The sequence below is a fragment of the Desulfosporosinus burensis genome, from assembly GCF_054657535.1.
On the sequence record NZ_BAAHYN010000011.1, the window covers coordinates 129,326 to 141,748 of the forward strand.

At 42.5% G+C, this 12,423-nt stretch carries 12 protein-coding genes and 2 pseudogenes; 5 read left to right on the forward strand and 9 right to left on the reverse strand.

The features are described from left to right. Positions 1 to 72: 72 nt before the first annotated feature. From ACYQ3Q_RS19380 to ACYQ3Q_RS19400, 5 genes are all read right to left on the reverse strand, one after another. Positions 73 to 1,128, reverse strand: a complete 1,056-nt coding sequence (locus ACYQ3Q_RS19380; protein WP_459930157.1) for a zinc-dependent alcohol dehydrogenase — start codon at positions 1,126 to 1,128, stop codon at positions 73 to 75. A gap of 198 nt (positions 1,129 to 1,326) precedes the next feature. Beyond that, positions 1,327 to 1,632, reverse strand: coding sequence for a 4Fe-4S dicluster domain-containing protein (locus tag ACYQ3Q_RS19385; RefSeq protein ID WP_459930158.1), 306 nt, complete (start codon positions 1,630 to 1,632; stop codon positions 1,327 to 1,329). A gap of 15 nt (positions 1,633 to 1,647) precedes the next feature. After that, positions 1,648 to 2,331, reverse strand: coding sequence for a nitroreductase family protein (locus ACYQ3Q_RS19390; RefSeq protein ID WP_459930159.1), 684 nt, complete (start codon positions 2,329 to 2,331; stop codon positions 1,648 to 1,650). A gap of 38 nt (positions 2,332 to 2,369) precedes the next feature. Then, positions 2,370 to 3,944 (reverse strand): AMP-binding protein, encoded by a 1,575-nt coding sequence (locus tag ACYQ3Q_RS19395; RefSeq protein ID WP_459930160.1) that lies wholly within the window; start codon positions 3,942 to 3,944, stop codon positions 2,370 to 2,372. A 392-nt stretch (positions 3,945 to 4,336) separates the two neighbouring features. Continuing rightward, positions 4,337 to 4,474 (reverse strand): hypothetical protein, encoded by a 138-nt coding sequence (locus ACYQ3Q_RS19400; RefSeq protein WP_459930250.1) that lies wholly within the window; start codon positions 4,472 to 4,474, stop codon positions 4,337 to 4,339. On the opposite strand from ACYQ3Q_RS19400, the pseudogene ACYQ3Q_RS19405 reads away from it, so the two are divergent. Both ACYQ3Q_RS19405 and ACYQ3Q_RS19410 read left to right on the forward strand, forming a co-directional pair. Further along, a pseudogene (locus ACYQ3Q_RS19405) lies at positions 4,434 to 5,008 on the forward strand (spore germination protein). The gene ACYQ3Q_RS19400 and the pseudogene ACYQ3Q_RS19405 overlap by 41 nt on opposite strands. A gap of 240 nt (positions 5,009 to 5,248) precedes the next feature. After that, positions 5,249 to 6,493 (forward strand): IS110 family RNA-guided transposase, encoded by a 1,245-nt coding sequence (locus tag ACYQ3Q_RS19410; protein WP_459928991.1) that lies wholly within the window; start codon positions 5,249 to 5,251, stop codon positions 6,491 to 6,493. A 94-nt stretch (positions 6,494 to 6,587) separates the two neighbouring features. Here the strand turns inward: ACYQ3Q_RS19410 and ACYQ3Q_RS19415 are convergent. Beyond that, a pseudogene (locus ACYQ3Q_RS19415) lies at positions 6,588 to 6,746 on the reverse strand (DUF362 domain-containing protein); the annotation flags it as partial. A gap of 312 nt (positions 6,747 to 7,058) precedes the next feature. On the opposite strand from ACYQ3Q_RS19415, the gene ACYQ3Q_RS19420 reads away from it, so the two are divergent. Next, complete coding sequence (locus ACYQ3Q_RS19420; RefSeq protein ID WP_459930161.1) at positions 7,059 to 7,355, forward strand: hypothetical protein; 297 nt, start codon at positions 7,059 to 7,061, stop codon at positions 7,353 to 7,355. 90 nt (positions 7,356 to 7,445) lie between these two features. On the opposite strand, the gene ACYQ3Q_RS19425 is transcribed toward ACYQ3Q_RS19420, so the two are convergent. Both ACYQ3Q_RS19425 and ACYQ3Q_RS19430 read right to left on the reverse strand, forming a co-directional pair. Further along, a complete protein-coding gene (locus ACYQ3Q_RS19425; protein WP_459930162.1) occupies positions 7,446 to 8,633 on the reverse strand; it encodes an MFS transporter in 1,188 nt (395 codons plus the stop codon). A gap of 117 nt (positions 8,634 to 8,750) precedes the next feature. Continuing rightward, positions 8,751 to 8,876: a hypothetical protein gene (locus ACYQ3Q_RS19430; protein WP_459930163.1), complete on the reverse strand. Its 126-nt coding sequence runs from the start codon at positions 8,874 to 8,876 to the stop codon at positions 8,751 to 8,753. Between the two features lie 797 nt (positions 8,877 to 9,673). Here ACYQ3Q_RS19430 and ACYQ3Q_RS19435 point away from each other — a divergent pair. Next, the gene (locus ACYQ3Q_RS19435; RefSeq protein ID WP_459928991.1) at positions 9,674 to 10,918 is read left to right on the forward strand and encodes an IS110 family RNA-guided transposase; all 1,245 of its coding nucleotides are present in this window, start codon (positions 9,674 to 9,676) and stop codon (positions 10,916 to 10,918) included. 592 nt (positions 10,919 to 11,510) lie between these two features. Then, positions 11,511 to 11,696, forward strand: coding sequence for a transposase domain-containing protein (locus ACYQ3Q_RS19440; protein ID WP_459930242.1), 186 nt, complete (start codon positions 11,511 to 11,513; stop codon positions 11,694 to 11,696). 415 nt (positions 11,697 to 12,111) lie between these two features. Here the strand turns inward: ACYQ3Q_RS19440 and ACYQ3Q_RS19445 are convergent, their stop codons facing one another. Next, entirely contained in the window at positions 12,112 to 12,327 is a 216-nt protein-coding gene (locus ACYQ3Q_RS19445; RefSeq protein ID WP_459930164.1) for a hypothetical protein, read from the reverse strand. Positions 12,328 to 12,423: the final 96 nt, after the last annotated feature.

The window sequence follows — 12,423 nt, forward strand, 5'->3', positions numbered from 1 at the left end:
GAAAGTGGCCCAATGAAGGTAGTCGACTTCGACGTGAAATAACTCTTAGGGAATTAATCCAATGGCTGACTCTTAAGGCTTAAGTAGCACCTTGATGGCCCCTTCTAACTTCTTTTCAAAAATCTCATAAGCCTGTACAGCTTCTGTCAGCGGCAGTCTATGGGTAATCAATGGGCTCAGGTCCAGTTTGCCAGCCTGAATAAGGCTGAGTAGTCTCTTCGTATGGATGACATTGGCCAGTCCAGCTTGAATAGTGATATTTTTGGGGATTATTTTAAGAAAGTCCAATTCTACCGGTTGATTAATAATTCCGATGACGGATACTGTTCCACCGATAGTCACTGCGGCTAGGCAACTGGCAAAAGCTTCTCGACTGCCTGCAGCCTCAACGACAAGGTCAGCCCCTCGACCGCCGGTAATTTCCATAATCGAAGCTACCGGATCCGCCTGAGTAATATTAATGACCTTGTCCGCCCCCATACGTCTGGCAACTTCCAGTCGGTTGTCCTCCATATCTAAGACTATAACTTGGGAAGCACCGAAAACACGCGCTACTGCTACGGTACACAGACCCACAGGTCCTGCTCCGAAAATGGCTACGACACTCCCTGGCTGGATTCCCTTGCCATCCGGATTTACTCCCGCAATACCCGTGTAGGCGGTGGCCAAAATGTCCCCGACAAAGAGCACCTGCTCATCCGTTAGACCTTCTGGTATCTTTTCCAGAACTTCATCGGCATACTTTACACGGACATACTCCGCCTGTACCCCCTGAAGATTACCAAAGATCGGCCCACAGCCAAAAATCCCCCCGTTTTCGCAAGCGAAGATTAGCCTGTTACGGCAAGCACTACATTTCCCGCAATTAACCCCAGCCATACTTAACACGTTGTCGCCGGGTTTCACCTTGGTGACGGCGGAACCTACTTCTTCCACTACACCACAGAATTCATGGCCAATAACTGTTCCCGGATCCACTGGCAAAAAGCCGTGCAGAATGTGCAAGTCGCTGCCGCAGATTGCGGTCGTGGTGACGCGCACAATGGCGTCCTCCGGACCTTGAAGTTCGGGCTTTGGTATATCATCCACTGAAATAGTTCTTCCACCGTGGTAAACAAGAGCTTTCATAAACTTACCTCCTACTTGCGATTTAGTTACTTAACACCATTATAATTAGCTGGATTTTACTAGAAGCCCCCCCGGGTTCCTTATTTGGTATCCTCATTGCCTTAAAGAAAAATCCAGCAATTATTTGATGATAAACTTACTCAATGAATACTCATAGGCAAAGAACTCTTGAGAAAGTTATTCTTGTGCAAATAATTCTTACCATTTGAGCCGGGGTTTGGAAATTTTTCCCCTTTCGACAAGTTTGTAATATCCGGGCCACTGAGGTCCTTCAACCACCATGATTGCTTCATTAGGACAAATTGACTGACAATTACCGCAAGCCTGGCACTCATTAACTACTTTCGTCTTTGCTTTCTTGTCGATAACCTCCAATGATGTGCTTGGACAGGTTTGAACACACAACTTACAGCCATTACACTTGTCCTGGTCGATAGCCACTACCCCATATTTGCTTTCGCGCAAATCAGTACTAGCCCAATCAAGAAAATCGGTCTTCTCCATTTTCTCGTAACCTCCTTAATAAATCACATGCTTACTGTCGTTTTCATACCATTCCACAGCATGCGTCTCCCTGTCCACATCCTTTAATTGCTTAACCTTGGGATAACCAACAGCGATACTAGTGAGAAACTCATACGGGTATTCAATACCAAAGAACTCTTTTACTTGGGGCACAAACTTAAACGCTACATCGACAAAGTTTACCCAGCAAGTTCCCAGGCCCAGGCTTGAAGCTGCAATCACCATGTTTTGTCCAGCAATACCGCAATCGAGATCCGGACTGTGGAACCCGCGAACGTCTTTGAAAATGAGGATAGCGGTAGGAGCACCATGAAGGACACCGAAATTTCGATTTGCAATTTCACGTGTTGCGGAAGCCGGAAGTGGGTGGATCGGTTGGGGTGGTTTGGAGTCACCAAACATTTCAACAATTTTCTGGCAGCCCCCGATGGTAGCTTCTTCAAGAAGGGTTAATAACTTCGGGTCTCTCACTACTATGAATTTCCATGGCTGGAAATTCCCTGCCGAAGGAGCAAAACGTCCTGCTTCCAAAATTCTTTTAATCAGCTCTTCCGGAACTTGCTTGTCTTGATAAAGTCGCACACTTCGTCGGGTAAGGATGGCCTTTTCTATTTCATTCCAATTCTGGCTAGGCCCCTCATCCAGACTGTTATCCACCTTGTCTGAAACTTCAACCATATAAAAAGCCCCCTATCAATCTTTTGAGTTGGATCTTATTAACGAGCAATTTTAAATCCCGATTTTTCCACATCCCAAGTGTCTTGAGTAACACCCCGTTTTTTTAAATCAACTTTTTGAACACGATGGGTACCGGTTTTTTCTAAACTATCCCAGAACTCGATATACCGCGGAACCATGAAGAAAGCCATTCTTTCGTCGCACCATTTGATGATTGACAAAGGGTCGGGGTTTTTTTCCGGTTGCGGCACAATAATTGCCATAATATCGTCTTCGCCAAGTTCTGATACAACACCAAATACTGCCGACTCCAGGACGTGCGGGTGTTGGTTGATAATCCTTTCAACTTCCCAGGATGAGACATTTTCCCCCCGACGGCGTAGCGCATCCTTTTTACGGTCGACAAAAAAGAAATTACCATCATCGTCGTAATAAACGTAATCACCGGTCCAGACCCATCCTCCGGCATTCTTTTTCTTGGTTTCCTCCTCGTTTTTATAATAGACGACCATGTTGCCAGTTGCTCCTTTAATCCTGGTCAGCAGTTCCCCAATCGTATTCGGACCGACTTCGTTACCGTCGTCGTCAACCACCTTCGCTTCGCATAATCCAACCGGCTTTCCTATCGAACCGGGAATACCACCGACAGAGTTTTGCAATACTCCCGCCCCGTCGACGGCGCCGTAGCCTTCTACCAGTTGAAGACCAAAACGATTTTCAAAGGCCTGCCAGATATCCCTGGGTGCTGCCCCGCTGAACGCAAATTTTACCAGATTCTCGGCATCGTTCTCTTGAGGGGGCTGCTTATACAAAATCGTAACCATGACACCAATGAAGGAAGTCCAAGTAGCGCCAAAGCGCCGTATCTCATCCCAGAACTTGCTGGCGCTAAACCTCCTGGACACTGCCATTGCTGCCCCCGCGGCCAAGGCAGACTGGGTCGTAAGGAGCATGGCGTTTTGATGGAACAGGGGTAAACAAGTGTAAGCTATGTCTTCAGGTTTATAGCCCATAGGTGCGATCATAATCGGCTGAAATTGCACAACTCCTTTAGGAATCCCGGTGGTACCGGAAGTATACATTATTCTGGCCATATCATCGGCAACGAGCGTTACCTCCGGCAAAGTATCATTAGAGCTATAGACCTTATGGAGAGGGGTTGTATTTGGCGGCAACTGGTAACCGGACGGTGCGTCCGCCGTACTAATAATGATTCGTTTTACCTTAGTTAGTTTCGGCATTACCCTCTCAAACCGTTCCCAGTACTGGTGATCGATAATTACTGTTTCCGAATCGGAATGGTCTAATATATAACCCAAACCATCACCCTTGAGATCGATATTAACCGGAACAAGTACGCACCCCATTTTGGCCAGAGCGAACCAACAGAATATAAAGTCAGGATGGTTCGGAAGCATCAGGGCTACCTTTTCACCTTTCACCAATCCTAAATTAATTAAGCCGTTTGCCAGCTGGTTAGTTCGTTGGTCAAGAATTCTATAACTAAATTGCTCATCTTCAAAATAGAGAAAAGTCTTGTCTCCCCATTTATGAGCTTGTTCTACAATTAAGTCTCTTAAAAAATACACCTTTTTTACCGCTTGTTGCTCCACATTCTCACCTCCTTTCCTTTAAAATTGCATAAAAAAATTTTATTGAACTGCATAAATATTTTCATCGCACCCCCCTTGTAGCTATGAATATATACTTATGCAAATATCGTACCAGCAAAAATACGCAGCAAATAACATGTTTTTATGCCCCAGTTACATAAAACATGTTAGACAATGTTACAAATTTTTCTGAATTTCCGGAAATGTTTGATATAACCCACAAATTCAATTTGTAAATTTATGTTACACTGTCTCAAGATTTTACGCTCATTCGACGCTTCTAATAGTCAAAGAATATAAAAACCTTCTCCCAGTAAGGAAGAAGGTTTATGGAAAGGCCTTAATACCTATATCTAAATAAAGTCCTAATATCGAAATCAATTCATTAAACATTAATACTCGTTAAACAGTAGCAGGTTTTCACCCTTGCGCCACCGCTCCGGCTCATAGGGTATATGGGCATAGAGGTCTTTGAACGTTGTACGGATATTGCCTTCAGGGAGTTCCGGCTTAATTGAAAACTTAACCACAAATATTAGTCTTCTGCAGCGGCGGGTCCGTACTAGCCGCCTGAAAACCGAAATGCTGGTAATAGAAAAGCTCTCAAGGACCAAAGTCGCTGTTTGTTATATTGAAGGAATAGTCAATGACAAAATTGTTGGGGAAGTCAAAGGACGCCTCCAAAAAATCAAGACGGACAGCATTTTGGACAGTGGTTACATCCAGGAGTTTATTTCTGATGAGCCATTTCTCTTTTTCCCTTGGTGCAATATACTGAACGTCCCGACCGAACAGCGGCAGCGCTATTTGAGTGGAAAATAGCAATTATTGTAGATAATACCCCTTCGACATTGATCGTTCCCTGTACTATTATAGCCATGTTACAAGCCTCCGAAGATTACTACAATAGCGCAATTTTTGCGCAAAAAATAACTGTTAGCAGAAAAAAAGTGTCTTACCTATTTATAGCGTATCGAAAGTTAGGTATGTGTCAGTTTCATGTTTATATCCATTCCTTTCGCTGCGCTCAAGGCACAAAACGTTATGAAACGTGTTGGCTTTGAGCGTTATTTTATTTATCCTATAAACGTAGGGATAGCAGTTAACTACAAACCACGGGGAGGTGAGTGGGCTACTCCAAACACGGAGTGACCGCATGTTTATATGTGTAGATTGCCTTTCCAAGCACAAATAAGTGTGACTTTGAGCACGCAGACTTATCTTTGTATAAACATTACTCGTTTATAGCTAGGCAATCAGTCAATGCTGTCTATCCCTTCAAATCTAGGAAGGGAGATTCTACTGTGGCTTTAAAAATTGTCCATCAAATTTGTTGTGGCATTGACGTCCACAAAACCTTTGTGGTTGCCTGTATTGCTACGACAAACAACAAGGGGGTTACTAGTTACAAACGCCATCGCTTTTCTACCTTTACAAAAGGCCTAAAAGAGCTGTCACAATGGCTTTGTGAAAACAACTGCAGCGAAGTTTGTATGGAGTCTACAGGAAAATACTGGATTCCAATCTTCAACATTCTTGAAGATTCTTGCAACATTACCCTCGCTCACCCGAAATACGTCAAAGCGATCCGCGGTAAAAAAACGGATAATAAAGATGCTCAGTGGATTGCCGACTTGTTCAAGCATGACCTTGTCGCAGGTAGCTTTATGCCACCACTTGCCATTAGACAGCTTAGAGACTTGATGCGCTATCGCGCTAAGCTGACCAACTTTATGTCCAGCGAAAAAAACAGACTTCAAAATTGCTTGACGGTATCCAACATTCAACTTGGCAATGTCCTTTCGGACACTTTTGGCAAGAGTTCTATGAAGATTATTGACAAGATCCTTGAGAACCCCCTGGATACCACGTTTGACTTAGAATCCCTTGTACATTGTTCTCTGTTTAAAAAACTTCCTGAACTTGAGCTTGCCGTTGATGGGTTTATCACACTCGAACAAGCGGGGAAACTTAAAATCATCAAGCGACACTATGAAGATCTCACTGAGCGCAAATCAGATCTTGAGGGAATTATCCTTTCTCTTTCCGTGCCCTACGCAGAAGAACTAAACTTGATCTTAACTGTTCCGTCCTTTAAAAACATCTTTTCTACCATTACTGTGGTTTCCGAAATAGGTGTCAATATGGACGTGTTCCCGACAGCTAAGCATTTATGCTCCTGGGCAGGGCTTACACCTACGAATAACGAAAGTGCCGGAAAGAAAAAGTCTGTTAGGATTTCAAAAGCTGGTTGTTACATCAAACCACTTTTAGTCCAATGCGCCACTGCTGTGGTAAAGAGTGAAAAGCATCCTGAAATCCGTAACCGCTACTTAAAACTCAAAAAGCGTCGTGGGCACAAACGAGCAATCATCGCAATTGCGCGCATGTTACTAACTGCGATTTATATGATTCTTAAAAAGAAAGAACCCTATAATGCTGACTTATACAAAAAATCCGATGTTCTTCCAGTAGACCGCGAAATCACGGTTGAACAAGCAATTTTGATCGCTAAAAATCAAGGATACCGAATAAAAACTACAGCCTGACTCAGTATATTAATTCAATTTTAAGTCATCTCTTGATGGCTTGTTTGCTATGCTCTCGAACTAATGTGCGTTATCCTACAAATGTTTCAGACTTGTTCTTTAATCCGTTTTCAGCTAGAATCCTAACAAGGGCACCGATTACCGCGCTGGTGGTGACTACACCATATGGAGGAAAAGGCAGGTCAAAATCCCAATCCACAATATTTGGCTTGATGAGGATTTTATCAAAAGTCTTTAACCCTTGAAGTCGGATGGTCTACTGTAACGAAGGCCACTTTCCTGTCGACATTGATTTTCAAACTACTGTAATCCTCATATTTCATTATTTTTACCTCCTTAAATTACTAAGATAATTAAGTTGATGGATCATCTATGGTCTGGTTGGGACAGCTCTAGAGAAAAGCACTTTAATGGGTACCATCTCTACATGATTTCTGCTGCGGATAGTCACTACGACTTGCCACTTTATCCAAGACTTTAGCCAGCTTCCAGGCATGATGCTGTTAGTCTCGTCGTCAGTTCGGTTGAATTCAAGCAACGTTTTACCTTGGGCACGGTGGGCAAAATGCTCTTGGATGCTGCTCATGATGCCGAAGCCATTTATCTCATATTAGATCACCAAAATGCCGAGCCATTTATTGACCTTAACAATCGAAGTAAGAAGAATACTAAAACCGGAGGAGATATCCTAATTTCACCGAAAGGTATTCCCATTTGCTCAGCTAATTTAGAGATGAAATCGAATGGCTATGACAACCTACAAAATCGTCATAAATGGAAATGTGCACTGTCAAACGGTACCGAAAATTCTTATAAATATAATCGATGTCAAATGAATACAGAGCCGAAAGAAAGCCGCTGACAACGGATCAACGGCTAAATTGGACAGTTTATTATCTCTTATAGGGTTATATATTATGCTTGTTTTTTTATCTCGTATTTCAGGACTCTCCTATGCCGGAAGTTGAGCAGTACTCTCGGCAATAATTTTTGAGGGAAATGCTTTTTCGAGAATTATGGATACTACAGCCAAGACAACGAAACCGATCCAACCGATCATAAAAGGCTGCCTCCCGGGAACGGTAAAGAAATTAAAGATAATAGGCTGGAAGAACTGGCCTAAATTAAATGCCGATACACCTAAACCAATAGCCAGAGATAACATCGCTGCAGGGACTATAGTACCAAATTTCACCCATACTGCCGATGTCGTACCGCCTAAAGTAAACCCGTTTAAGAATAATGCGATTGTGTAAACTGTAACGGACTGGGTATAGCTGGCTAAGAACAAACCAATGGCTCCACACACAAATGAGATTGTCAAGATGTGGAACTTAAACACCTTAAATAATTGACCAAAAACAATTCCTATAATGACAGCCGCGAGAGTCATCACGGAGAACATCAAGCCAATTTGTCCAGGTTGGGCCATGCCTTCGCCGATCAAGACATAGGCAGCATTGGTGATAGGGATAAAAAAGAACACTCCATTTAAAAAGAGTAAAATGACATATAGGTAAGTTGCACTAGGAATCTTATGTTTATATTTTGGAGCACCCTCTGCAACCGTTTCAATCCTCTTATTAGGTTCAGGTAGAAACGCAATGGCAATAGCGAAGAAAACAGCGGCAACAAAATAGGCGTAGAAAGTATATTGCCAGCTGATTTGGCAGAGGAATCCGCCCAATGTCTGGAAGAGTATCCCGCTGAAACCGATACATGCAGATGACCAGCCAAGCATCGTGCGCTGTTCATGTCCTTCAAAGAAGTCATAAATTAAGTCAATTCCCATAGGGGTCAGTAAACCTATGCCGATTCCAAGAAATGCACGGAAAATCAAAATATGATAAATACTGGAATTTATCCATGCTGGTGCTATACCGCCGACCAAAAACAAAACACAACCGATATATAATATGGACCTCTTCCTGATGAATCTAACCAACGGAGCATATAAAAGCGTAGGTATTAAGCCAACAAATAATGCAGGGATAGAAGCTATCATCTGGATCAAGCTCACTGAAAAACCTGGAAAAGCAGCGCCAATTGTGGCTAAGGCTGGAGTTGTCGCTCCGACACCGACATCAGTTAGCGCAATGCAAATTATAGCCAGTTTGATCAATGTTCTGTTTGTTTTCATTTTATGACCTCTTCTCTTTCATTATAGAATAAGAAACCGGAGACTACTCAAATAAAATAGACATCTGTTTTAAGTTATCCTTTTGATTTTAAGCCACAAGATGGATGCAACCGTTCTTCAATGAGCGATGAGATCCCAGACAAGATCTGAACAATAGGCCTTGATCAGAGGGGAAATTATTTCAATCCTCCGGTTAGCCTCCCGGACTTCCAAATGGTCCTGCCCAATGGTAATTTGATCCATATAGAAGTGGCCTTTAAAGGGTGATATCAAGTTTATTGGAAATGGTCCTCAGAGAAGCTGATTTGAACGACCAATTGTCCTAGCTGAAACAATTTTCCCAAGTTTCCAAAAATTCCGCAGACAGGACTGCTTGTTAATGCCGACGACCGGGTACCTTTAGCCAATTCCAATGCTAAGGCTTGTTTGTGGACAACCCCAGTGAACCTCAGCTGACCCACATGCGCGGAACTTGTCTGGATATTTCTCTATCAGCGTAGCGTGCTCCTTATTTCTCGTGCCAATCAGGCTTGGTAAGAGTATGCACACATCGATGCCGTATCGCTCCATGTCGAAGAGGCAAAGCGGCGAGTTGTCAAAATACTCCAGCTTTCCCAGCCACCCTCCAAAGACTCTATCTCTACGTTTTCCTTGGTTCTCGGATCAGTAAGATCAGGCGTGTGAATTTTTCATATATGACTGTGTGTCCATACAACAAAGCGACCCTCTGAATTCATGTTTATATCCATTCCTTTCGCTGCGCTCAAGGCACAAAACGTTATGAAACGTGTTGGCTTTGAGCGTTATTTTATTTATCCTATAAACGTAGGGATAGCAGTTAACTACAAACCACGGGGAGGTGAGTGGGCTACTCCAAACACGGAGTGACCGCATGTTTATATGTGTAGATTGCCTTTCCAAGCACAAATAAGTGTGACTTTGAGCACGCAGACTTATCTTTGTATAAACATTACTCGTTTATAGCTAGGCAATCAGTCAATGCTGTCTATCCCTTCAAATCTAGGAAGGGAGATTCTACTGTGGCTTTAAAAATTGTCCATCAAATTTGTTGTGGCATTGACGTCCACAAAACCTTTGTGGTTGCCTGTATTGCTACGACAAACAACAAGGGGGTTACTAGTTACAAACGCCATCGCTTTTCTACCTTTACAAAAGGCCTAAAAGAGCTGTCACAATGGCTTTGTGAAAACAACTGCAGCGAAGTTTGTATGGAGTCTACAGGAAAATACTGGATTCCAATCTTCAACATTCTTGAAGATTCTTGCAACATTACCCTCGCTCACCCGAAATACGTCAAAGCGATCCGCGGTAAAAAAACGGATAATAAAGATGCTCAGTGGATTGCCGACTTGTTCAAGCATGACCTTGTCGCAGGTAGCTTTATGCCACCACTTGCCATTAGACAGCTTAGAGACTTGATGCGCTATCGCGCTAAGCTGACCAACTTTATGTCCAGCGAAAAAAACAGACTTCAAAATTGCTTGACGGTATCCAACATTCAACTTGGCAATGTCCTTTCGGACACTTTTGGCAAGAGTTCTATGAAGATTATTGACAAGATCCTTGAGAACCCCCTGGATACCACGTTTGACTTAGAATCCCTTGTACATTGTTCTCTGTTTAAAAAACTTCCTGAACTTGAGCTTGCCGTTGATGGGTTTATCACACTCGAACAAGCGGGGAAACTTAAAATCATCAAGCGACACTATGAAGATCTCACTGAGCGCAAATCAGATCTTGAGGGAATTATCCTTTCTCTTTCCGTGCCCTACGCAGAAGAACTAAACTTGATCTTAACTGTTCCGTCCTTTAAAAACATCTTTTCTACCATTACTGTGGTTTCCGAAATAGGTGTCAATATGGACGTGTTCCCGACAGCTAAGCATTTATGCTCCTGGGCAGGGCTTACACCTACGAATAACGAAAGTGCCGGAAAGAAAAAGTCTGTTAGGATTTCAAAAGCTGGTTGTTACATCAAACCACTTTTAGTCCAATGCGCCACTGCTGTGGTAAAGAGTGAAAAGCATCCTGAAATCCGTAACCGCTACTTAAAACTCAAAAAGCGTCGTGGGCACAAACGAGCAATCATCGCAATTGCGCGCATGTTACTAACTGCGATTTATATGATTCTTAAAAAGAAAGAACCCTATAATGCTGACTTATACAAAAAATCCGATGTTCTTCCAGTAGACCGCGAAATCACGGTTGAACAAGCAATTTTGATCGCTAAAAATCAAGGATACCGAATAAAAACTACAGCCTGACTCAGTATATTAATTCAATTTTAAGTCATCTCTTGATGGCTTGTTTGCTATGCTCTCGAACTAATGTGCGTTATCCTACAAATGTTTCAGACTTATTACCTCCTTGTTTCCAGTTCTCTGAGAAACTCTCTCTCGATTCAAAAACAATTAACTCCCGACTTGCGTCACATATTTTCACCTCCTCGTATAATATGTAGATTCTCGGAAACTCTCAGCCCAGTCGCACCAACTGGTCTCTGGCTAGATATATTTGGTTCACCCCCACTTACCTCTCCCAACTTCACAAAAGTTATCAAAGAACATTAAAATGGATGGCATCTCCATAATACCCAGAGTCTTGTTGGTTTTCCGAGACTAAATAAACCTAACGCAAGTTTCGTGCCAGCCAAATAAGCAACAAAAAACAAGCTCTTAGGCCCCCCGTTAAAAAAAACCGTTAGATAATGTTACATATTATTTTGAATGTTCAGAATTTTACTGATGTAATCCCCAGATTCATTTTGTCAATATATGTTACACAGTCTCAAAATTTTACGCTCTTTCAAACGGAGACCACTAAACGTGGTCTTTTTTCTATTGCGTATTCAGCATCATAGAAACGGCGACAGCCAATGGTTTGGATCCTTATGAATATCTAGTCCACATATTCAGAAATCTGCCCAATCTAGATTATCGTAACAAGACGGACTCATTGGACAGCCACATGCCATGGGCGGATACGCTGCCGGCATTATTTTGTGCAAAGCAAACAAGTAAGGAAGCTGAGGAAGGAAAATAAGCAGGTTGGGCATGACGAATATTAACTACGTAATGGATATGACGAAATCGTTTCTAGCTGGAGAAATCGACTGCTATTTTCCGGACTTCCCTATGAGGTGGAAACGCGCTATCGGAAGATGGTTCGGGAAGACAGAGAATATGCAGATCTAATTTTGGAATGTCTAGTAGAAGAAGGAACCGATAAGTTAATGAGCTGTCCGATGCCCAGTTCAAGAGGCTGATCAAGAAACAGTGACAATTCCACAGTATAAATACATCAAGGATGTTGCAAGTGAAGGATTTTTCTAAGAATGCGAAATTCGCCTCGATTTTCAACAGCTGAATATCGAGGCAAATTTTTTGTGCAACGCTATTTGTTCCACGCTTACGAGATTTGTGACTGCTTGTTTTGAACATAACGTAGAAGCATTGACTCAGGCACTCCTGCAGGCAGCCGAGCAACGTTTTGGTGCGTCCAGCGAGGATTCTTTTCTAACAGCACTTGATTCTATACCTAGCTGATTAGCCGCAATATAATCTCCCTTTATAGTAGTATCCATAAGTTTCATAAATATATCCTCGGAAACAGCAAGGTTCTTATCATAAGCTTGGAACAGCGCTTTTTCCTTATCTGTCAGTGCATATATCATGTACTGTTCTATAAGCGCTGTACTATCTTGTACTTCTTTCGCAATGACTGCTAATGAATCATCAATAACTTTTTGGTTTTTTAACGTTGAATATTT

Coding starts and splice junctions, on each gene's coding strand:
- ACYQ3Q_RS19380 (WP_459930157.1), bottom strand. CDS start 1,128: ATGAAAGCTCTTGTTTACCACGGTGGAAGAACTATTTCAGTGGATGAT.
- ACYQ3Q_RS19385 (WP_459930158.1), bottom strand. CDS start 1,632: ATGGAGAAGACCGATTTTCTTGATTGGGCTAGTACTGATTTGCGCGAA.
- ACYQ3Q_RS19390 (WP_459930159.1), bottom strand. CDS start 2,331: ATGGTTGAAGTTTCAGACAAGGTGGATAACAGTCTGGATGAGGGGCCT.
- ACYQ3Q_RS19420 (WP_459930161.1), top strand. CDS start 7,059: ATGCTCTTGGATGCTGCTCATGATGCCGAAGCCATTTATCTCATATTA.
- ACYQ3Q_RS19425 (WP_459930162.1), bottom strand. CDS start 8,633: ATGAAAACAAACAGAACATTGATCAAACTGGCTATAATTTGCATTGCG.
- ACYQ3Q_RS19430 (WP_459930163.1), bottom strand. CDS start 8,876: ATGGATCAAATTACCATTGGGCAGGACCATTTGGAAGTCCGGGAGGCT.
- ACYQ3Q_RS19445 (WP_459930164.1), bottom strand. CDS start 12,327: ATGATATATGCACTGACAGATAAGGAAAAAGCGCTGTTCCAAGCTTAT.